Origin of the sequence: Devosia sp., from assembly GCF_014860165.1 — a bacterium.
GTDB lineage: Bacteria > Pseudomonadota > Alphaproteobacteria > Rhizobiales > Devosiaceae > Devosia.
In genome coordinates this window covers 1-18,907 of the sequence record NZ_JACZKG010000033.1, presented here as the reverse complement: position 1 = coordinate 18,907, position 18,907 = coordinate 1, and the positions used below count along the sequence as shown (strand labels likewise).

General features: G+C 63.7%; 23 protein-coding genes. 17 read left to right on the top strand and 6 right to left on the bottom strand.

Annotated features, from left to right (window positions below; genetic code table 11):
- Nucleotides 1–183: 183 nt before the first annotated feature.
- The 8 genes from IH615_RS07750 to IH615_RS07715 all read left to right on the top strand — a co-directional run bounded on the left by IH615_RS07750 (nucleotide 184) and on the right by IH615_RS07715 (nucleotide 6,318).
- A complete protein-coding gene (locus IH615_RS07750; RefSeq protein WP_291361164.1) occupies nucleotides 184–768 on the top strand; it encodes a DUF1003 domain-containing protein in 585 nt (194 codons plus the stop codon).
- A 9-nt stretch (nucleotides 769–777) separates the two neighbouring features.
- Nucleotides 778–1,572: a thymidylate synthase gene (locus IH615_RS07745; RefSeq protein WP_291361162.1), complete on the top strand. Its 795-nt coding sequence runs from the start codon at nucleotides 778–780 to the stop codon at nucleotides 1,570–1,572.
- Nucleotides 1,569–1,883: a MazG nucleotide pyrophosphohydrolase domain-containing protein gene (locus IH615_RS07740; protein ID WP_291361160.1), complete on the top strand. Its 315-nt coding sequence runs from the start codon at nucleotides 1,569–1,571 to the stop codon at nucleotides 1,881–1,883. Before IH615_RS07745 ends, IH615_RS07740 begins: the two co-directional genes overlap by 4 nt.
- Nucleotides 1,884–1,928: 45 nt before the next feature.
- Nucleotides 1,929–2,933: a DUF4424 domain-containing protein gene (locus IH615_RS07735; protein ID WP_291361158.1), complete on the top strand. Its 1,005-nt coding sequence runs from the start codon at nucleotides 1,929–1,931 to the stop codon at nucleotides 2,931–2,933.
- Nucleotides 2,934–3,060: 127 nt separating this feature from the next.
- Nucleotides 3,061–3,546 carry a GNAT family N-acetyltransferase gene (locus IH615_RS07730; RefSeq protein WP_291361156.1) on the top strand — a complete coding sequence of 162 codons (486 nt, stop codon included), beginning with the start codon at nucleotides 3,061–3,063 and terminating at the stop codon, nucleotides 3,544–3,546.
- Nucleotides 3,543–4,067 (top strand): dihydrofolate reductase, encoded by a 525-nt coding sequence (locus IH615_RS07725; RefSeq protein ID WP_291361155.1) that lies wholly within the window; start codon nucleotides 3,543–3,545, stop codon nucleotides 4,065–4,067. The genes IH615_RS07730 and IH615_RS07725 overlap by 4 nt, the downstream gene beginning before the upstream one ends.
- A gap of 61 nt (nucleotides 4,068–4,128) precedes the next feature.
- Nucleotides 4,129–5,229: an FtsH protease activity modulator HflK gene (gene hflK, locus IH615_RS07720; RefSeq protein ID WP_291361153.1), complete on the top strand. Its 1,101-nt coding sequence runs from the start codon at nucleotides 4,129–4,131 to the stop codon at nucleotides 5,227–5,229.
- Between the two features lie 3 nt (nucleotides 5,230–5,232).
- Complete coding sequence (locus IH615_RS07715) at nucleotides 5,233–6,318, top strand: protease modulator HflC (protein WP_291361152.1); 1,086 nt, start codon at nucleotides 5,233–5,235, stop codon at nucleotides 6,316–6,318.
- Between the two features lie 78 nt (nucleotides 6,319–6,396).
- On the opposite strand, the gene IH615_RS07710 is transcribed toward IH615_RS07715, so the two are convergent.
- Together IH615_RS07710 and serB are read right to left on the bottom strand one after the other, a co-directional pair.
- Nucleotides 6,397–6,936 (bottom strand): GNAT family N-acetyltransferase, encoded by a 540-nt coding sequence (locus IH615_RS07710; RefSeq protein ID WP_291361151.1) that lies wholly within the window; start codon nucleotides 6,934–6,936, stop codon nucleotides 6,397–6,399.
- Nucleotides 6,933–7,805: a phosphoserine phosphatase SerB gene (gene serB, locus IH615_RS07705; RefSeq protein ID WP_291361149.1), complete on the bottom strand. Its 873-nt coding sequence runs from the start codon at nucleotides 7,803–7,805 to the stop codon at nucleotides 6,933–6,935. Before serB ends, IH615_RS07710 begins: the two co-directional genes overlap by 4 nt.
- Before the next feature lie 18 nt (nucleotides 7,806–7,823).
- On the opposite strand from serB, the gene miaA reads away from it, so the two are divergent.
- Nucleotides 7,824–8,723 (top strand): tRNA (adenosine(37)-N6)-dimethylallyltransferase MiaA, encoded by a 900-nt coding sequence (miaA, locus tag IH615_RS07700; protein WP_291361147.1) that lies wholly within the window; start codon nucleotides 7,824–7,826, stop codon nucleotides 8,721–8,723.
- Here the strand turns inward: miaA and IH615_RS07695 are convergent.
- On the bottom strand, nucleotides 8,720–10,132 hold the full coding sequence (locus tag IH615_RS07695) for an MATE family efflux transporter (protein WP_291361145.1): 1,413 nt from the start codon (nucleotides 10,130–10,132) through the stop codon (nucleotides 8,720–8,722). The two genes, miaA and IH615_RS07695, sit on opposite strands and share 4 nt — an antisense overlap.
- 72 nt (nucleotides 10,133–10,204) lie before the next feature.
- Here IH615_RS07695 and IH615_RS07690 point away from each other — a divergent pair, with 72 nt between their 5' ends.
- The 4 genes from IH615_RS07690 (at nucleotide 10,205) to IH615_RS07675 (ending at nucleotide 12,048) form a co-directional block, all read left to right on the top strand.
- The gene (locus IH615_RS07690; RefSeq protein ID WP_291361143.1) at nucleotides 10,205–10,585 is read left to right on the top strand and encodes a DUF423 domain-containing protein; all 381 of its coding nucleotides are present in this window, start codon (nucleotides 10,205–10,207) and stop codon (nucleotides 10,583–10,585) included.
- Nucleotides 10,586–10,663: 78 nt separating this feature from the next.
- Nucleotides 10,664–10,936, top strand: a complete 273-nt coding sequence (locus tag IH615_RS07685) for a hypothetical protein (RefSeq protein ID WP_291361142.1) — start codon at nucleotides 10,664–10,666, stop codon at nucleotides 10,934–10,936.
- A 292-nt stretch (nucleotides 10,937–11,228) separates the two neighbouring features.
- Nucleotides 11,229–11,444: a cold-shock protein gene (locus IH615_RS07680; protein WP_291361141.1), complete on the top strand. Its 216-nt coding sequence runs from the start codon at nucleotides 11,229–11,231 to the stop codon at nucleotides 11,442–11,444.
- A gap of 139 nt (nucleotides 11,445–11,583) precedes the next feature.
- Complete coding sequence (locus IH615_RS07675) at nucleotides 11,584–12,048, top strand: NUDIX hydrolase (protein WP_291361139.1); 465 nt, start codon at nucleotides 11,584–11,586, stop codon at nucleotides 12,046–12,048.
- On the opposite strand, the gene IH615_RS07670 is transcribed toward IH615_RS07675, so the two are convergent.
- Together IH615_RS07670 and IH615_RS07665 are read right to left on the bottom strand one after the other, a co-directional pair.
- Nucleotides 12,038–13,468, bottom strand: coding sequence for an inorganic phosphate transporter (locus tag IH615_RS07670; protein WP_291361137.1), 1,431 nt, complete (start codon nucleotides 13,466–13,468; stop codon nucleotides 12,038–12,040). The two genes, IH615_RS07675 and IH615_RS07670, sit on opposite strands and share 11 nt — an antisense overlap.
- Before the next feature lie 88 nt (nucleotides 13,469–13,556).
- Nucleotides 13,557–14,012: an SRPBCC family protein gene (locus IH615_RS07665; protein WP_291361135.1), complete on the bottom strand. Its 456-nt coding sequence runs from the start codon at nucleotides 14,010–14,012 to the stop codon at nucleotides 13,557–13,559.
- A 316-nt stretch (nucleotides 14,013–14,328) separates the two neighbouring features.
- Between IH615_RS07665 and IH615_RS07660 the strand changes: the two genes are divergently transcribed.
- From IH615_RS07660 to IH615_RS07650, 3 genes are all read left to right on the top strand, one after another.
- Entirely contained in the window at nucleotides 14,329–16,098 is a 1,770-nt protein-coding gene (locus IH615_RS07660; RefSeq protein WP_291361133.1) for an acetolactate synthase 3 large subunit, read from the top strand.
- A gap of 20 nt (nucleotides 16,099–16,118) precedes the next feature.
- Nucleotides 16,119–16,673: an acetolactate synthase small subunit gene (gene ilvN / locus IH615_RS07655; RefSeq protein WP_291361131.1), complete on the top strand. Its 555-nt coding sequence runs from the start codon at nucleotides 16,119–16,121 to the stop codon at nucleotides 16,671–16,673.
- Between the two features lie 93 nt (nucleotides 16,674–16,766).
- Nucleotides 16,767–17,510, top strand: coding sequence for a pyridoxine 5'-phosphate synthase (locus tag IH615_RS07650; protein ID WP_291361129.1), 744 nt, complete (start codon nucleotides 16,767–16,769; stop codon nucleotides 17,508–17,510).
- Here the strand turns inward: IH615_RS07650 and IH615_RS07645 are convergent.
- The gene (locus IH615_RS07645; RefSeq protein ID WP_291361127.1) at nucleotides 17,507–18,097 is read right to left on the bottom strand and encodes a TetR/AcrR family transcriptional regulator; all 591 of its coding nucleotides are present in this window, start codon (nucleotides 18,095–18,097) and stop codon (nucleotides 17,507–17,509) included. The two genes, IH615_RS07650 and IH615_RS07645, sit on opposite strands and share 4 nt — an antisense overlap.
- Before the next feature lie 250 nt (nucleotides 18,098–18,347).
- Between IH615_RS07645 and IH615_RS07640 the strand changes: the two genes are divergently transcribed.
- Nucleotides 18,348–18,907: MFS transporter (locus IH615_RS07640; protein ID WP_291361125.1), on the top strand; the 560-nt coding region annotated here is incomplete at its 3' end.

Genomic DNA, 18,907 nt, shown 5'->3' with positions numbered 1-18,907 from the left:
TGTTTCTCCGGGTGTGGTTCGAACAGGCTGGAACGTCGGTGCTGACGACAGATGTCAGGAGTGGTTGAGGTATTCTATTACCATAAAGCCGCAGGCGCCGGTTGCGTAACCCGAGATATCGACCGCGAGTTCCGTGGGTGCCAATCGGTGTAAGGTCGGGGCGACAAGCCGAGAGACTCAATCATGACCGACACTTCAAGCGATAAACTCATCCGGGCCGCCGAGAGATTTCTGGGCAAGGGTGAGACGGCGCTGACCGACGTCGAAAGACAGGTGCTGGAGCAGACCATTGGCAAGAAGGCCCTGGCGCTGGATACCAGTACGGTGTTCGATGAGAAGTCGACATTCGGCCAGCGGCTGGCGGATGGGGTCGCTTCGTTCGGCGGCTCCTGGACCTTCCTGATCAGCTTCGGCATCGTGCTGCTGGGCTGGGTCGGCATCAATCTGCTGCTGTCGCGATCGGCGCCGGACCCCTATCCGTTCATCTTTCTCAACCTGCTGCTCTCCATGGTCGCTGCGGTGCAGGCGCCAATCATCATGATGAGCCAGAACCGGCAGGCAGCCAAGGACCGGCTGGTGACCAGCCACGATTACGAATGCAACCTGAAAGCCGAGATCGAGATCATGGCTTTGCACGACAAGGTCGATCAATTGCGCAACGATGACCTCAAGCAACTCATCGGCAAGCAGCAGGAGCAGATCGAACTGCTGACCCGCCTCGTGGAAAGCCATATGGCGGCAGCGGCGGGCAAGGGCGAATCAACGTAGAGTGCAGGCATGCAGCCCTACCTGAAGCTCCTATCCGACATCCTTGAACATGGTGCCGATAAGTCCGACCGGACCGGCACCGGCACGCGCAGCCTGTTCGGCTACCAGATGCGGTTCGATCTCAGCCGCGGCTTTCCGCTGCTGACGACCAAGAAACTGCACCTCAAGTCGATCGTTTATGAGCTGCTGTGGTTCATCCGCGGCGAGACCAATGTGCGCTGGCTGCAGGAGCGCGGGGTCAAGATCTGGGACGAATGGGCGGATGAGAATGGCGATCTGGGGCCGGTCTATGGCTCGCAGTGGCGGAGCTGGCCGGCGCCGGACGGGCGCAAGATCGACCAGATTGCAAACGTGATCGAGAGCATCCGGAGCAAGCCGGATTCGCGTCGGCACATCGTTTCGGCCTGGAACCCGGCCGAGGTGGACGAGATGGCGCTGCCGCCATGCCACTGCCTGTTCCAGTTCTATGTCGCCAATGGCAAGCTGAGCTGCCAGCTCTACCAGCGCTCCGCCGACACGTTCCTGGGCGTGCCGTTCAATATCGCCTCCTATGCGCTGCTGACCCATATGGTGGCGCAGGTGACGGGGCTCGAAGTGGGTGATTTTGTTCACACTTTTGGTGACGTGCACCTTTATTCGAACCATTTTGAACAGGCGCAACTGCAGCTGACGCGTGAGCCGCGGCCGCTGCCGGTGCTCAAGATCAATCCCGCGGTGACGCGGCTCGAAGACTTCGTATTCGAGGATTTTGCCTTCGAGGGCTACGACCCGCATCCGCATATCAAGGCGGCGGTGGCGGTTTGAGCCGGAGCCTGCCCGAACTGGGTGCCCTGGTGGCACAGGTTTCGGACATCTATGCCGAGCGCAATGACATTGCCCGCGACAATGACTGGTACATGCTCAAGCTCCAGGAAGAGCTTGGCGAACTGACGGCAGAATATCTGCGGTCCAGCGGACGCGGTCGAATGAAGGGCGCCGATGCGGATGCCGTTCGCGTCGCGCTCGAGGATGAGACTGCCGATGTGCTGGCCATGCTGTTGCTGTTTGCGCGCAATAGCGGCATCGATCTCGAGGCGGCGCTGGAGCGGAAGTGGTTCAAGTACCTGCCGCGCTAGATTTGCGCGTGCTACATGATTGCCATGGTCTTTCGGGAGGATGGGATGAGGTTTCTGCTGGTATGTGGATTGCTGCTGGCGGTTGGTCCGAGTGTGGCCAATGACACGTCGGCCGTGCTGACGACGGGCGGGCTGGAATTCATAACCAACCAGGACATCGTGATGGAGAGCGAGGAACTCTTCATCTCCAAGGAAGAAATTCGCGTCGTCTATCAGTTCCGCAATACGGGCGAGGTTGACCAGAACATTCTGGTCGCCTTCCCGATGCCCGACATCGTGCCGAACTTCTGGTCGCCGGTGGCCTTTCCGATGGGGCCCGATGACAATCTCTTCGAGTTCGAGACGACGCTCAACGGCGAGCCGGTCGAGGCGACGCTGCATGAATATGCCTATGCCTTCGGGGTGGATCGCACCAAGCTAGTCAAGCAACTCGGCCTGCCGCTGGTGCCCATCACCAGTGCCGCGAGCGAGGCGACCGATGCGCTGGACGATGAAACGACGCAGCGCCTGCTGCATATGGGCATGGTGACGCCGGACGAGTTCGATGCCGGCGAGGGCTGGGAAAAGCACTATTGGCCGGCCTGGACCTACAAGGCCACCTATACCTGGGAGGGGGATTTCCCTGCTGGCGAGACGGTCGAGGTGGTCCACACCTACAAGCCCAGCGTGGGCGGCACGGTGGCCGTGAGCTTTCTGAGCGAACCCTTCGAAGATTACGATCCGGCCAAGGAATATGCCGCCAAGTATTGCACCGACGAGGCCTTCCTCAATGCCGTCAAGGCGACACTCGCCAGTCCGGACGATACCTATTCGGCGCCGTTCACCGAGAGCTGGATTTCCTACATCCTGACCACTGGCGGCAATTGGGGCGGCGGTGCCATTTCCAGGTTCCGGCTCGTCGTGGACAAGGGCAGCACCGACAACCTGGTGTCATTCTGCGGCGAGGGCATCAAGAAGATCGGGCCGACCACGTTCGAAATGGTCAAGACCGATTTCTGGCCAGACCGGGAACTGGACATCCTGATCCTCGAGCGGCGTGAAGGCGAGTAGGGCGTACCTTCAGTGCACCCGACCTTGTGGTTCGACGGGCTCACCATGAGGTCTCCCTGAGCGATGAGTCCCGAACAGACCTCATGGTGAGCCCGTCGAACCATGAGGTCGTGCCACCGCAGGTTCCATGACTGACCAACTCAAGATACGCGCTGCCACTGCTGGCGATGCCGCACTCATTATCCAGTTCATCGCCGCGCTGGCTGAATATGAGAAGCTGAGCCACGAAGCCAAGGCGACCGAGGCGGATATCGTGCGCGATCTGTTCGGCGCCGATCCCAAGGTGTTCTGCGAGATCGCCGAATGGCAGGGCGAGCCGGTGGGCTTCACGCTGTGGTTCTACACCTATTCTACCTTCCAGGGGCGGCACGGGATCTGGCTGGAAGACCTGTTCGTCGACCCGAGCATGCGCGGCAAGGGCATCGGCAAGGCGCTGCTGGTCAACTTGGCGCAGCGCTGCGTGGCCGAGGGGCTGGGGCGGTTTGAGTGGTGGGTGCTCGACTGGAACGAGCCGAGCATCGAATTCTACAAGAGCCAGGGTGGCGTGATGCAGGACGAATGGACAAAGGTGCGCGTCGACGGCGAAGCCTTGCGCAAGCTGGGGGCCCCATGACCGTGCGCATCGCCATGATTGCCGGCGTCGCGGAAAATGGCGTGATCGGCAGCGACCAGACCATCCCGTGGCGCGTGCCCTCGGACATGGCGTTCTTCAAACGCACCACCATGGGCAAGCCCATCGTCATGGGTCGCAAGCAGTTCGAGACGGTGGGCAAGCCGCTTCCGGGACGAACCAATATAGTCATCACCCGGCAGCGGGACTATCAGCCGGAGGGCGTGCTGGTGTTCCATGACGTCGAGACGGCGCTGGCCGAGGCCGGCAAAATTGCCGAAGCCGACGGCGTTGACGAAATCATGATCATCGGTGGTGGCGAGCTCTATGCCCAGATCATGGCGCGGGCGGACCGGCTCTACATCACCCATATCGACCTCAGCCCGTCGGGAGACGTGCGGTTTCCCGCCATTGCGCCCGAGCAATGGACGGTGATCGACCTGCCCGAGGTGGCCCCTTCGCCCCGAGACGAAGCAACCTACCGCGTCAAAGTGTACGAGCGGCGGCGGGACGCGGCGCATTGATCGGGTGGAGGCCTTACCTATATAAGTCCTCAACGAAACGAAATTATCCGAAAGGGACGCGATGCCGTGGGAGAGTAACGGAGGTGGGGGTGGCCGCAATAATAATGGCGGACCCTGGGGCCAGGCACCTGGTGGCGGTAATAATCCGCGGCGTCCCGGTGGTGGCAATACGCCCAGCCTCGAGGATATTCTTAACCGCGGCCGCGATCAGTTTCGCGGCGGCGTCCCCGGCGGTCGCTGGGCGCTGATCGGTGGCGCGCTGGCCATCGTGGCGTTCTGGGCGCTGAACTCGATCTACACGGTCGACCCGCAGGAAGTCGGCGTGGAACTGCGCTTTGGCGCGCCCAAGCCCGAATTGTCCATGCCCGGGCTGCATTTCCATCTCTGGCCGATCGAAACCGTCGAGCGCGTCACCGTAACGGTGAACCAGACCACGATCGGATCGGCAGCGGCCGGTTCGCGCAGCAGCGGCGACGATGGCCTGATGCTTTCGGGCGACCAGAACATCGTGGATGTTCGCTTCTCGGTGTTCTGGGCTGTGGCCAATCCGGTCGAATACCTGTTCAACGTGCGGGATCCGGAAGACATGGTCCGCAACGCGGCCGAGAGCGCCATGCGTGAAGTTGTTGGACGTCGTCCGGCCAATGACGTGTTCCGCGACGACCAGGCCGGCATCGAAGCGCAGGTCCAGGACATCACCCAGACCATTCTCGACAGCTATGGCCTTGGCGTTGCCGTGAGCCAGATTTCAATCGAAGGTGCGGCGCCGCCGGCCGAAGTGGCTGATGCATTCAACGAAGTGCAGCGCGCCGAGCAGGACGAGGACCGCGTGCAGGAAGAAGCGCGCTCCTATGCCAATACGCTGCTGGGCGATGCGCGTGGTCGTGCCGCGGCCCTGCGCGAAGATGCGGCGGCCTACACCAACCGCGTGGTGCAGGAAGCAACCGGTGAGGCCGAGCGCTTCAACGCCATCTATGCCGAATATGTCAACGCCCCCGAAGTGACCCGCAAGCGGCTGTTCCTCGAAACGATGGAAGAAGTGCTTGGTGGTTCCGAGAAAGTGCTGATCGAGAACGGCGCCAATGGCCAGGGGGTCATCCCCTATCTGCCGCTGCCCGAACTGCGCCCCGGCGCCACGACCACCACGACGACGGGGAACTGAGCCATGAACAATCGTCTCATAATCATTGGCGTCGTCCTGCTCGCCGCGCTCTACGTGTTCTTCTCGTCGATCTATGTGGTCAACGAGCGCGACCAGGCCATCGTCACCCGCTTCGGCCAGATCACCGATATCCGCACCGAGCCCGGTATCTATTTCAAGATCCCGACCGACTTCGTGGACAGCGTGCAGATCATTGAAGATCGGCTGCTGCGCCAGGATATCAGTGACCTGCGCGTGCAGGTTTCAGGTGGCGCGTTCTACGAGGTCGATGCGTTTCTGACCTATCGCATCACCGATCCGCGCCTGTTCCGCGAGCGGGCCCAGGGCCAACTGGCTGTGGTGGAAGACCGTATCGCAACCCGGTTTGCTGCCGTGCTGCGTCAGGTCTACGGTCTGCGTGAATTCAACGCGGCCCTGTCCGAGCAGCGCCCGCAGATGATGCTCGAAGCCCGTGACCTGATCCGGCCGGACGTCGAGCAATTGGGCATCGAAGTGCTCGACGTGCGCATCCTGCGTACCGATCTGGCTGCCGACGTGTTCGAGCGGACCTATGAGCGTATGCGTGCCGAACGCCTTGCCGAAGCCGCGTTGCTGCGTGCTCGTGGCCAGGAACAGGCACAGAGCCTGCGCGCCATCGCCGACCGCCAGGCCGTCGAGATCGTGGCCGCGGCCACCCGCGACTCGGAGATCATCCGTGGTACGGGCGACGCCGAGCGCAACCGGCTGTTTGCTGCGGCCTATGGGCAGGACGAGGAGTTCTTCGAGTTCTTCCGCTCGATGGAAGCCTATCGCAACGCGCTGGCCAATACCGGCACGACGATGGTGCTGTCGCCCGACAGCGAATTCTTCCGCTACTTCGGCTCCAATGGCGAGATCCCGGCCGGCAATCCAAATCCGGCAGCGCCGATCCAGCCGACCGCGGCCCCGATCACGGCTCCGGCGACTGACGAGCCGGCACTGGACGGGCTCGGCATCGAGGAAACCACCCTTCCGAGCATTACGCTCGAGGATGGTTCAGAGCTGACCCCGACTGTCGGGACCGAGGTGCCTGCTCCGACCGAGGAGCCAGCGGCAGCGCCGGCTCAGTAGAAGCCGGCCACCAGGTCGCAATGAAACTCGAGGCCGGCGCGTGCTGCATGCATGCGCCGGCTTCGTCGTTTACCGGGGTCAGGTTGCGGGATTGGCGATGCGATAGAGCACGTGTGGGCGAAGCCGATTGCCGACCGGCACCTTCGGATGCTCGAAATCGGCAGCAGGGTCGCGGGCCATGTCGATCTTGGTCATTACCGCCTGGCTTGGTTGATTGATGCGGGCGGTGAAGGCGACAACTTCGGGTGCACCCAGTGTTTCGAAGGCGTGGGCCAGAGACGCGCGGGCGGCTTCGGGGGCATAACCCTGGCCCCAATATTGCTGGCCGAGCAGCCAGCCGATTTCGAGCTTTGGTGCGGTGGGTATGTCGAAGTGGATCGTGCCCGTGCCGGTGAGGCCCAGCATCGCCCCATCGCTGCGGCGTTCCACCGCGAGAAACGCGCTGGTGCCGTCGGCCAGGCCGGCGATCATCGTGTCGAGCCAGGCATCGGCTTCGGCAGGCGTCTTCGTCGCCGGATAATAGCGCATGACATGCGGATCGCCGACGATAGCAGCGAAGACCGGGCGATCTGCATCCCGCCACTCGCGCAGGACCAGTCGCTCGGTCTCAAGCCTCACCGCACGATCTCTTCGTCGCTGTAGCCCTGGAGATAGAGCAGGGCCGTCAGGTCGCCATGGTCGATGCGGATGCCGGCCTCGGCCGCCACGGCCGGCTTGGCGTGCAGAGCCACGCCGAAACCGGCGATGCGGAGCATGTCCAGGTCATTGGCGCCGTCGCCCACAGCGATGGTCTGGCTGAGCGGGATGCTGCGCTCGGCGGCGAGGCCCGCGAGGCGTTCGCGCTTGGTGTTCTTGTCGACGATGGGCTTGGTCACGGTGCCGGTGAGCCGGTCGTCATCGAATTCGAGCACATTGGCGATGGCCTCGTGGAAGCCGATACGTTTAGCGAAGTAGTCGGCGAAGAAGGTGAAGCCACCCGAGACCAATGAGGTATAGGCGCCATATTCCTTCATGGTCTGCACCAAGGCGCGACCGCCAGGGGCAAGCGTTATCTGCTCGCGGCGCACTTCCTCGATCACCTTGCGCTCGAGCCCCTTGAGCAGGGCGACACGGGTATCCAGCGCCTGGCCGAAATCGAGTTCGCCGCGCATGGCGCGGTCGGTGATATCGGCCACCTGCGCCTTGATGCCGAGGGCCGCGGCCAGTTCGTCGATGCATTCCTCATTGATCATGGTCGAATCCATGTCGGCGACGAGGATCTGCTTGCGGCGGTGTTCCGACGGCACCAGAGCGGCATCGACGCGCCTGGCGCCGATGACGTCGCGGGCTGCGGCGAGGGCATCGGTTGACTTCGGCTCGATGATCTCGCAGGCAATGGAATGATTGAGCCAGTTAAGCTCGCCGCCCGTCTCCTTGATCACGGCGGCAGCCAGCGCCGGATCGAGTTCGGAATCAGCGGGATCGGCGATGAGGCAGAGAACCGGCATGAGGTCTACTTTTCGGAGGTGTGGGTGAGAGGCCGCAGGCGCGCCGTCCTGATAGCGGGTCCGACTGCCAGCGGCAAGTCGGCGCTGGCGCTTGCCATGGCCCGGGAGCAGGACGGCATCGTGGTCAATGCCGATGCGATGCAGGTCTATGATACGCTGCAGGTGGTTACGGCACGGCCCAGCGATGCCGAGATGGGGCTGGCGGAGCACCGGCTTTATGGAACGGTGCCGGCCGCAACGCGATTTTCCACGGGACAGTGGCTGAGCGCGGTCCGGGCGGTGATGGAGAGTGCCGATCCGGGGCGGCCGCTGATTTTCGTTGGCGGTACAGGGCTTTACTTCGACGCGTTGCTAAACGGATTCGCCGACATTCCGGAGATTCCGGCCGAAATAGTGCTTCAAGTTCAACAAGAGATTCAGGCGCTGGACGGGGCGCAGCGGCTGGCGCTGTTGCAGCGTGAAGACCCGGAAACGGCCGAGCGGCTCAAGGTGGCGGACCCGCAGCGGGTGATACGAGCCCTGGCCGTGAAGCGGGCAACGGGCCGCAGGCTTTCGGGTTTTCAGAACCAGCATGCCGCAGGAATGCTGGGTGATTTCCTGGTGGAGCGCATGGTGCTGGACCCGGAGCGGGATGTGTTGCGGCAGCGCATCGCATTGCGGTTCGAGCAGATGTTCGGCGGTGGGGCGGTGGAGGAGGTTGTGGCGCTGCGATCACTGCAGCTCGATCCGTCGCTGCCGGTGATGAAGGCTATCGGGGTGCGCGAGATCGGCGAGTGGCTGGATGGTACTCTGGAGCGCGAGGAGGCAATTGCGCTGGCGACCATTGCGACCCAGCAATATGCCAAGCGCCAGCGCACCTGGTTCCGCAACCGGTTTGGCGACTGGCCGCGTCGAGGGCTGGCCGGCGCCGCGCCTTAGCGTGGGCGCAGCAGCCCCAGGCGTTCGCGCAAGGCGAAACGCGTCACGAGGACGACTGCGACAAAGGCGAGGCCGGCTGCCAGCCCGATCCAGATGCCGACGCCACCCCAGCCAAGAACGAGACCGAGGAGGTAAGAGGTCGGCAGGCCGACGCCCCAATAGCCCAGGATGGCCAGCAGCATGGGTATCTTGGTGTCGCTCAGCCCGCGCAGGGCATGCGCCGCCACCACCTGGGCGCCGTCGACCAGCTGGAACACCCCGGCGACGACGAGGAAGGTCGCGGCCAGCGTCAGGGCGTTGGTGTTTTCGGGCACGCGCGGATCGAGAAACCAGGTGACGATGACCGGCCCCATGGTGAGGAACAGGATGCTGGCGAGGGACATGAAGCCGACGCCAAGCGCGAAGGCGGTCCAGGCGGCCTTGCGGATGCCCTCCGGGTCGGTGCGGCCATAGGCGTTGCCGACCCGGACCGTGGCGGCGATGCCCAGGCCCAGTGGGACCATGAAGGCCATGGATGCGCATTGCAGGGCGATGGCATGGGCCGCGATCTCATCGGTGCCGATGCGCCCCATCAGCAGCGCCGCGGCGGTGAAGAGGCCCACTTCGGCAAGCACCGTCAGCCCGATGGGCGTGCCGATGCGGAAAATCTCGCGGAAGCGCTGCCAGTCGGGTTTCCAGAACCGCAGCAGCACATGGAAGCGCTTGAAGCGGCGATGCCGCAGCACATAGGTCAGCATGAGGGCGAACATGACGATGTTGGTCAGCACCGTTGAGATGGCTGCGCCGCGCAGTTCCAGCCGCGGCAGACCCAGCACGCCGAACATCAGGAGGTAATTGCCGACGGCATTGACCAGGACCCCGCCGAGCGTGATGGCGAGGATGATCCGCGTGGCCTCGAACGCCGACAGCAGGGAGCGCAGGACGATGATTGCGAGCCCGGGAAACAGCATCCAGACGCCGATCTGGATGTACTCTTCGGCCCGGCCGGTTACCACGGGGTTTTGCCCCAGCCACAGCAATACCGGGCGGATTTGCAGGATCACCGGAATCAACAGGATGGCGAGCAGGATGGCGGCCCAGAAGCCCTGGCGGGCAATGCGGCGGACGGCCTTGATGTCCCGCGCGCCGCGCGCCTGGGCTATCAACGGCGCTACGGCGCCGACGATGCCGATGCCGAGCAGCAGGAAGGGCATGAGAAAGGTGGTGGCAAGCGTACCGGCGGCGAGAGCCTGCGGCCCAAGCCAGCCCATCATGATGACGTCGGTGGTGGTGAGTGCGGTCTGCGCCAGCTGGGCGATGACCAGCGGCCATGCCAGGGCAAAGGTCGCGCGCAGCTCGGCGCCCCAGCCGCTGGCGGCAGAAAGGCTTGTATCGGCTGCGCCGGGCGCAGCCGTGACTGGCTCGTTCATCTGAAATGTCCTACTCGCGGGGCATTGATCTAGAGGAAACCGCCAAGTAGCGGAAGAGGGCAGGGTAGTGGCATGACCGACAGAGGCGAGATTGGGCGACGGGCAATGCTGGCGGTGGCAGGGCTGTTGGGCGCCATCGGGGTAATGTCGGCCGCGGCGGCATCGCATGGTGGCGACGCGCGCAACCTTGGCGCCATAGCCGCCATAGCATTGGCGCATGGACCGGCACTGTTGGCTCTTACGCTGGCCGGGCGCGGCAGGATGCTCGGCATCGCCGCGGTGCTGCTCGCGGTTGGCACGGGTGTCTTCATCGGCGACCTGGGCATGCGCGAATGGCTGGGGCGGGGGCTATTCCCCGGCGCGGCGCCGCTGGGCGGAGTTACGATGATCGGCGGCTGGCTGGCGATCGTGGGTGCTGCGCTGGTCTGGCGACCGGCGCCCCGGGAATCCTAAAAATTTGTTAAAGTGCCCGCGGAACCAAAGGTGGGGGTGTCGCATTCTTGCCCTCGATAGTTCCTTGGAGGGTATCTCATGCACAAATTCCTGATCATCGCCGTAACTGCACTTTCGTTGGCCGCCTGCACCACCACCCAGCAGGGTGCTGCCGTGGGCGCAGTTGGAGGCGGTGTCATTGGTGCCGCGGCAGGCGGGACGGTGTTGAGCACGGCCGTTGGTGCCGGCGTTGGCGCAGTGGTCGGTGCGGCAGCAGGTAGTGTCATCGGCAAGGTTTCCGGCAGCGGCGACATCTGCATCTACCAGCGTGCCGACGGCAGCCGTTATCGCGATACCTGCCCGAAGGGCTAACAGCATTGCAGCATCGCCCCATGCTGCACGCGCCCTTTGGGCGCCATGCCCTCGATCCGGAGTCCCTCCTGGATCGGGGGCTTCTCATTGACCAGCGAAATCGCCTTGAATTTCGAGCAGACAGCCGACATATTTTTGGCTGACGACACTGTCTTGCGCTATCTGATCGACCGGCAGAAGGCCGGAAACTTGGCTACGTCCTGATCTGTGAATCGTTTAGGCCGGGCCTGTCATTGGCCCGATTTCAACCCTTAGCCGCTCCGGCGGCGTCCACGAAGAGGACTAAACTCCCATGGCTGTCATTACTGGCACCGTCAAATTCTTCAACACCACCAAGGGCTTTGGTTTCATCTCGCCGGAAGGCGGCGGCAAGGATGCGTTCGTTCACATTTCGGCCGTTCAGCGTTCGGGGCTTCAGGGCCTCTACGAGAACGACAAGGTGACGTACGAGCTCGAAACCGGCCGTGATGGCAAGGAATCTGCGACCAACATCACCCTGCTGGACTAAGTAGGAACCGCAGGCGTCTGAAGGGCCCATGGGGCCCTTTTTTGTTTGTTTAGTTGGTGCGCCGGCAATGCGGCCCCGGGTCGACTCCCGCCAGGTCGACGTGCCAGAGTCGAGACCGCGAAAACCGGCGGAGGGCGCCATGCTGCGCGAATTCCTGCACAACTGGAACCCCATCGTCGAGCCTGTTGCCGGGCCGCGCCAATCGGGGGCCTTGCCCTATGCGATAGTCGAGGGGCGCGTGGTGTTCCTGCTGGTGACGTCGCGCCGCACCGGACGCTGGATATTCCCCAAGGGCTCGATCAGCGCAGGGATGACGGCCTGGGACAGCGCGGCCAAGGAAGCGCTCGAGGAGGCGGGGGTGATTGGCGAAATCGGGACCGAGCCGGTTGGCACCTACCGGAATACCGACAAGGGGCTGCTGGTCGACATCGATCTCTATCCGCTCAGGGTGGGCGAGCAGTTCGATAGCTGGGACGAGATGGACCAGCGGCTGCGCCACTGGGTACTGTTGGCGGAGGCCCGGCGCCTGTTGGCCGACCGGTCGCTGGTGCGCATCGCCGAACTGTTGCACAGACAGCTGACGAGCCGGCGCATCACGTCGTAAGCGCGAACAGCACCCTGCAGAATAGCGCGGCCAGCAGGGCCGAAGCGGGCAGCGTGACCACCCAGGCGGCACCGATCTGGGCCAGCTTGAGGCGGCGCACGAGATAGCGCCGCTCGTTGCGCCGCTCCCGTGCCAGCGCTTGTTCGGGCCGATCGTTGAGCATGGATGCGTCGACAAGGCTGGCCCGCACGGGCACGGCGGCGCCCGTCATGTTGCGGATGGCGAGAAATTCCCGCACGAAGCCGACGCCGAACACGGCGCCGACAGCGACATGGGTCGATGATACCGGCAGCCCGAATGCGGAAGCCGCCAGAACGGTCAGGGCTGCAGACGAAGCAACGCAGAAGGCACGGATTTCATTGAGCTTGGTGATCTGCTCGCCCACCGTGTGAATGACGCGCGGACCGAAGAGTACGATGCCCAGGGCGATGCCCGCCGCCGCGATGGCCGGCGCCCACAGGGGAAGCGACAGGCCCGGACCGGGGAGGAACTGCGTCTCGCGGATGATGACCGCAAGGGGCCCCAGGGCATTGGCAACATCATTGGCGCCATGGGCGAATGACAGCAATGCCGCGGCCACGATGAGCGGCGGACGGAACAGGGTGGCGACGTGCTTCTTGCGATTGCTCATGCCGAGCGACTGCATGCGGACCCAAGGCATGGCCACCAGCCAGCCGACGGCGGCGGCGACCAGCCCCACCAGCAGCATGCCGGCCAGGCCAGGCTGCCAGAACCGCGATAGCGCCTTGGTTGCCAGATACATGGCGAATACCCCCGCCATGAGGGCAACCAGGACAGGGACCCAGATGCGTGCCGCCGCTACCTTGTCTGCCCGGCGGGTAATGACGCGGCGGATCGCGGAATGAAAGCCGGCGGCGAATGCGGCTCCAAGCAAGGGTGACAGGGTCCAACTGATGGCGATGACGCCAATGACGGGCCAGGATACCGCGCCAATGCCGGCGGCGGCAATCGTGGCCCCGACAATGCCGCCGATAATGGCGTGGGTTGTCGAGACCGGGGCGCCGACAAGGGTGGAGGCATTGATCCACACCGCCGCGGCGAAAAGCGACGCGATCATCACCAGGACAAGCGACACGGATGTGAGCCCGGCGCCCGGCAACAGGAGCTCGTTGGCGACGGTGTCAACGACGTCGCTGCCGGCCATGAGCGCGCCGGCGGCGTCGAAGCTGGCGGCGAGCGCCAGGGCCGCTGCCATTGTCAGGGCCTTGGCGCCGACAGCCGGGCCCATATTGTTGGCCACGTCGTTGGCGCCGACATTGAGCGCCATGTAGGCAGCGGCAACGACTGCGAAGACGACCAGATGGGGCGTCGGGCCGCCCGACGCCGTCAGGGCGACCCAGGTCGCCGCAGCGAGCAGGAAGATCAGCGCAACGCCAAAAGGCAGTATATTCCGTGGCATTCGTCGCGTGGCGGTCCGAGCGGAAGGTAAACACCCTTTGGACTATGGTTCGGCGCCGTTGTCGACAGAAATACCAGCGTGTCCGCCGCTAGTTTGCCGCCTGCCTGGCAAGTTCGTCGCCCAGCGCCATGAGCAAGTGCTCCGTGCCGCGTTTGCGCTGGTCCATATTGTCGAGCCCGTCGAGGAAACAGCCATGTTCGGTAACGGTCATGCGCGTGCCGTCGCCAGCAGGAAAGAGCTCGATAGCGGCAACCGACACCGAGATGCGCTGCCCGCCCATGGTCATGTAATAGGTGTAGATAATGCGGTTGTTTTCGACGATGTCCTGATAGTGGACGTCAAAGCCGAACTGGCCGGCGCCTTCACCGCTTTCCACCAGCTCCCGACCACCTTCGCGGAATTCGAAGATCTTGGGCTCGACGCCGCCGCCAAACCAGCGCCGCTTGACGGCCGGATCGGCCCAGGCCTGGAAAATGCGGGCGGCGCTGACGGGGTAGGTCCGCTCCAGCACAAAGGTACCGTGGGCAATGGAACGTTCAGTCATGCTGCTCTCCTGCTGATGGTTAAGCCAACAGTTAAGTTATTGGCGATGCCCCGTCAATGCTTAAGAGAAAAGTTTAGTGAGCATAGGTGCCCTTGACACCCTGACGGCAATGCACCTATCAATGCGGCCACAATTTCATGGAGAGGTCCCGTGCGGGCACTCATTCTCGTAGTAGGCAGGCGCATCGGCAACGTGGGATAAAATCCCGCGCGATAGCTGGTGCGCCGAAAACAGGTCCCGAACGGGGCCTTTTTTATTGCCCGGTTTTCGCCGCTACGAGACTGGGTGTCCAAAGTGACTGAGGAAGGACTAGACGATGGCCGAAAGAATGACCGGCGCGGAAATGGTGATCCAGGCCCTGACGGACCAGGGTGTCGAGCATATCTTCGGCTATCCCGGTGGCGCGGCGCTGCCGATCTATGATGCGATGTTCCAGCAGGACGTGGTGCAGCACATCCTGGTGCGGCACGAGCAGGGCGCGACGCACATGGCCGAGGGCTATGCGCGTTCTACCGGCAGGCCCGGCGTGGTGCTCGTCACCTCCGGTCCCGGGGCGACCAATGCGGTGACCGGCCTCACCGATGCGCTGATGGACTCGATCCCGATGATCTGCATAACGGCACAGGTGCCGACCACGCTGATCGGCTCGGACGCGTTCCAGGAATGCGACACGGTCGGCATCACCCGTTCATGCACCAAATACAACTATCTGGTGAAGCGGGTGGAAGACCTGCCGCGCATCATGCATGAGGCCTTTCTCATCGCGACGACCGGCCGCCCCGGCCCTGTCGTCATCGATATTCCCAAGGATGTGCAGTTCGCGCTGGGCGACTATTACAAGCCTGACCTCGAGACGTTGCGCCACCAGAGCTATCGCCCGCAGATGGATGGCGATGCCGCTGCCATCGAGGCGGCGGTCGACCTGATGCTCAAGGCCGAGCGCCCGATCTTCTATACCGGTGGCGGCGTGATCAATGCAGGCCCGGAAGCTTCGGAGCGCCTGCGCGAGCTGGCCGAGCTCACCGGCTTCCCGGTGACCTCGACGCTGATGGGGCTGGGCGCGTTTCCGGCGTCCAACCCGCAGTGGATGGGCATGCTGGGCATGCATGGCACTTACGAAGCGAACCTGGCGATGCATGACTGCGACGTCATGATCAATATCGGCGCGCGCTTCGACGACCGTATTACCGGCCGCATCGATGCGTTCTCACCCAACAGCCGCAAGATCCATGTCGATATCGATCCGTCGTCGATCAACAAGGTCGTCCGCGTCGATGTGCCAATCATCGGCGATTGCGAACGCGTGCTGTCGGAGATGGTGCGCGTCTGGCGCAGCAAGACCAACCAGCCGCGCACCGAGGCCATCGCGCCATGGTGGAAGCAGATCGAGAAGTGGCGGGCGGTGGATTCGCTCGGCTTCAAGAATTCGGACACGGTGATCAAGCCGCAATATGCCATTCAGCGCCTTTATGAGGCGACCAAGAAGCAGGGCAAGGAGGTGTTCATCACCACCGAGGTGGGCCAGCACCAGATGTGGGCCGCCCAGCATTTCCATTTCGACAAGCCCAACCACTGGATGACCTCGGGTGGCCTGGGCACGATGGGTTACGGCCTGCCGGCCGCTGTCGGCGTGCAGGTGGCGCATCCGGATGCGCTGGTGATCGACATTGCCGGCGAAGCCAGCGTGCAGATGACGATGCAGGAAATGTCGACGGCGGTGCAGTATCGCCTGCCGATCAAGATCTTCATCCTCAACAATGAGCGCATGGGCATGGTTCGGCAGTGGCAGGACCTGCTGCATGGCTCGCGCTATGCGCATTCCTATTCGGAGTCGCTGCCCGATTTCGTCAAGCTGGCCGAGGCTTATGGTGGCAAGGGAATTCGCTGCGAGAACCCGGCCGAGCTGGATGCAGCGATTGCCGAGATGCTGGATTATGACGGTCCGGTGCTGTTCGACGTGATCGTCGAGAAGGACGAGAACTGCCTGCCGATGATCCCGTCGGGCAAGCCGCATAACGAGATCATCCTGCCCGATACGGCGAACATTGGCAGCATCATCGACGAGAAGGGACGGCAGCTCGTCTAGGGCGCTGGGAGGGTACAACCATGAACGCACATCTGCAGCCCACGGGCTCTGCCTATTTCCTGACGCAGGAAACCCAGCAAATCGAGCGGCATACGCTATCGGTGCTGGTGGACAACGAGCCGGGTATCCTGGCCCGCGTCGTCGGCCTGTTCTCGGCGCGCGGCTACAATATCGAAAGCCTGACCGTCAGCGAGACCGAACATGGCCGCCGACTTAGTCGCATCACGGTGGTGGTGACGGCGACGCCCAAGACGCTGACGCAGATCAAGCTGCAACTGGAACGGCTGGTGCCTGTGCATAAGGTGCATGACCTGACCGCCGAGGGCGCTTCGCTGGAGCGCGAGCTGGCGCTGATCAAGGTGGCCGGTTCGGGCGATCACCGGGCCGAGACGCTGCGGCTGGCCGATGCCTTCCGCGCCCAGATCGTCGACGCGTCGGTCGAGAGCTTCGTGTTCGAGGTGACCGGCAAGCCAGCCAAGATCGACAGTTTCATCGTGCTGATGCAGCCGCTGGGGCTGGTCGAGGTGGTGCGGACGGGGCTGGCGGCGATTTCGCGTGGTCCGCAGGGCATGTGATCTGCGAAAGCTGATCGCTGCCATCACAAGGTTCGATTGGGCGGCTCGCCCAGTCTGGTATAGAGCAGGGATCGCCAGTTGCGAGTCCCTGCCATGACCCATCTCTCCGTCAATCTCAACGCCGTCGCCCAGCTTCGCAACCGGCGCAATTTGCCCTGGCCCAGCGTGGTCGGTATTGCGCGCGTGGTGCTCGATGCCGGCGCCAGCGGCGTCACGGTGCATCCGCGGCCCGATGAGCGGCATATCAGGCGGACGGATGTGTTCGACCTGGCCGAGATGCTGGCGGCGGAATATCCGGCGGCCGAGTTCAATATCGAAGGCTATCCGAGCGAGGACTTCTTTGAGCTCATCGACCAGGTCAAGCCGCAGCAGGTGACGCTGGTGCCTGACGATCCGGCCCAGGCGACGTCCGACCATGGCTGGGATTTTCGTGGCAAGGGCAATTTCCTGACCTCGGTGGTGCAACGGCTCAAGGCGCCCAATCGGCGCATTTCGCTGTTCTGCGACCCCGATGCGGGGGTCGAGGGCGTGGCTGCCGCCAAGGCGACGGGCGCCGACCGCGTCGAGCTTTATACCGGCCCCTATGGCGGCTGCTACGATGACCCGGGCCGGGCGGTGCGCGAGCTGGCGACGCTGGCGCATACGGCGCAGGCCGCCCATGCGGCGGGGCTGGGGGTGAATGCCGGGCATGACCTGACGCTCGCCAACCTGCCGGCCTTCCACTCTGCCGTGCCCTATGTGGACGAAGCCTCGATTGGCCACGGCATTACGGCGGACGCCCTGCTGCTGGGCTTTGCCGAGGCGGTGCGGCAGTATCTGATAGTGCTGGGAAACTAGGTCTGTCGCGCCCCGAAGGCGCGCAGGAAGGTGGCGACGCCCGTGGTTGCCGCCTTGCGGAGGGCGTCCTCGGTGGGCCTGGCGCAGGTGCCGTCGTCCGGCAGGTCCGAATTGATCAGCGCGAAGAAGTGGCGTGCCGCGATGCTGGCGTCGGGCAGGTCGAGATAGCCATCCTGCGCCAGTTTGGCGAAGCGGCCCGCGATCAGCGGCCAGTCCCGGCCCGGTCCGTATTCCGCCCAGGCAGCAAAGAGGGCAGGGTAGTTGTGGGCTTCGCGCTTGAGCAGCGCGGTCAGCGCCCGGCCATCGACGTCGCACATGCAGCGCCCCATGACGCGGATGGCGAAATCGACCAGGGCGGATTGAATATCGTCGGGCTTGTCGGGGAAAGTCGCCAGCACCGCCATGAGCGACGCGCTGGACCGGGCTGTCACATCCTCGATGACCGCGATCAGCAGCTGGTCGCGGTCGCCGAGTTGGTTGTAGACCGTCTGCCGGGACACGCCGGCCTCGACGGCAATGCTGTCAATGCTGAGCGCAGCGAAGCCGTCGCGCACGATGGCGCGCTTGGCCGCGTCGAGAATCGCCATGCGCTTGGTTTGCGCCTTGGGAAAAGCGGGTCGCTCAGGTGCGAGATCAGTGACACTCATCGTGCAGCAATATGCACATATCGGAGAATTTTACAACTCTGTCCATTTTTGTGGACGATCACGCTTGACTGATTTTACAACACTGTCCAATATCCGGTCGTCGGCTGCCTGATCCTCCCGTTTCACGCCGATTCAAATTTCATCCGGATTCGACTCAGCGCCTTGGCGCGAGTCCAAGAGGTATTGCCAAATGAACTCCCAGATCCTGCGCGCCGCGCTGGTGCTCGGCCTGTTGTCGGCCATCGGCCCGTTCGCCATCGACATGTATCTGCCCGCCTTGCCGGCCATCGGCATCGACCTCGGCGCCGATACGGCTGGCGTCCAGGCCAGCCTGATGGCCTTCATGGCCGCCATTGCCGTCTGCCAGCTCTTCTACGGGCCGATCAGCGACATGGTGGGCCGCAAGCCGCCGCTCTATTTCGGCATGGCGCTGTTCGTGGCGGGCGCCGTCGGTTCGGCGCTGGCGCCCAGCATCGAATGGCTGATTGCCGCCCGCTTCCTCCAGGGGATCGGGGCCTGCGCCGCCATGGCCCTGCCGCGCGCCATCGTGCGGGACGGCTATACCGGCGCGGACGCGGCGCAGCTGCAGAGCCTGCTGATGCTGGTCTTCTCGGTCTCGCCGATCCTGGCTCCGCTTGGCGGCAGCCTGATCGTGCAGTTTGGCAATTGGCGCGCCATCTTCTGGGTTGTCGCCGGTATTGGCGTGCTCGGCGCACTGCTGGTGCTGTTTTTCCTCAAGGAGACCCGCCC

Excerpts from the sequence above, each read along its gene's own strand:
- IH615_RS07750 (WP_291361164.1), top strand. The coding sequence starts at position 184 with ATGACCGACACTTCAAGCGATAAACTCATCCGGGCCGCCGAGAGATTT.
- IH615_RS07745 (WP_291361162.1), top strand. The coding sequence starts at position 778 with ATGCAGCCCTACCTGAAGCTCCTATCCGACATCCTTGAACATGGTGCC.
- IH615_RS07735 (WP_291361158.1), top strand. The coding sequence starts at position 1,929 with ATGAGGTTTCTGCTGGTATGTGGATTGCTGCTGGCGGTTGGTCCGAGT.
- IH615_RS07730 (WP_291361156.1), top strand. The coding sequence starts at position 3,061 with ATGACTGACCAACTCAAGATACGCGCTGCCACTGCTGGCGATGCCGCA.
- IH615_RS07725 (WP_291361155.1), top strand. The coding sequence starts at position 3,543 with ATGACCGTGCGCATCGCCATGATTGCCGGCGTCGCGGAAAATGGCGTG.
- hflK (WP_291361153.1), top strand. The coding sequence starts at position 4,129 with ATGCCGTGGGAGAGTAACGGAGGTGGGGGTGGCCGCAATAATAATGGC.
- IH615_RS07715 (WP_291361152.1), top strand. The coding sequence starts at position 5,233 with ATGAACAATCGTCTCATAATCATTGGCGTCGTCCTGCTCGCCGCGCTC.
- serB (WP_291361149.1), bottom strand. The coding sequence starts at position 7,805 with ATGCCGGTTCTCTGCCTCATCGCCGATCCCGCTGATTCCGAACTCGAT.
- IH615_RS07695 (WP_291361145.1), bottom strand. The coding sequence starts at position 10,132 with ATGAACGAGCCAGTCACGGCTGCGCCCGGCGCAGCCGATACAAGCCTT.
- IH615_RS07690 (WP_291361143.1), top strand. The coding sequence starts at position 10,205 with ATGACCGACAGAGGCGAGATTGGGCGACGGGCAATGCTGGCGGTGGCA.
- IH615_RS07685 (WP_291361142.1), top strand. The coding sequence starts at position 10,664 with ATGCACAAATTCCTGATCATCGCCGTAACTGCACTTTCGTTGGCCGCC.
- IH615_RS07680 (WP_291361141.1), top strand. The coding sequence starts at position 11,229 with ATGGCTGTCATTACTGGCACCGTCAAATTCTTCAACACCACCAAGGGC.
- IH615_RS07675 (WP_291361139.1), top strand. The coding sequence starts at position 11,584 with ATGCTGCGCGAATTCCTGCACAACTGGAACCCCATCGTCGAGCCTGTT.
- IH615_RS07670 (WP_291361137.1), bottom strand. The coding sequence starts at position 13,468 with ATGCCACGGAATATACTGCCTTTTGGCGTTGCGCTGATCTTCCTGCTC.
- IH615_RS07665 (WP_291361135.1), bottom strand. The coding sequence starts at position 14,012 with ATGACTGAACGTTCCATTGCCCACGGTACCTTTGTGCTGGAGCGGACC.
- IH615_RS07660 (WP_291361133.1), top strand. The coding sequence starts at position 14,329 with ATGGCCGAAAGAATGACCGGCGCGGAAATGGTGATCCAGGCCCTGACG.
- ilvN (WP_291361131.1), top strand. The coding sequence starts at position 16,119 with ATGAACGCACATCTGCAGCCCACGGGCTCTGCCTATTTCCTGACGCAG.
- IH615_RS07650 (WP_291361129.1), top strand. The coding sequence starts at position 16,767 with ATGACCCATCTCTCCGTCAATCTCAACGCCGTCGCCCAGCTTCGCAAC.
- IH615_RS07645 (WP_291361127.1), bottom strand. The coding sequence starts at position 18,097 with ATGGCGATTCTCGACGCGGCCAAGCGCGCCATCGTGCGCGACGGCTTC.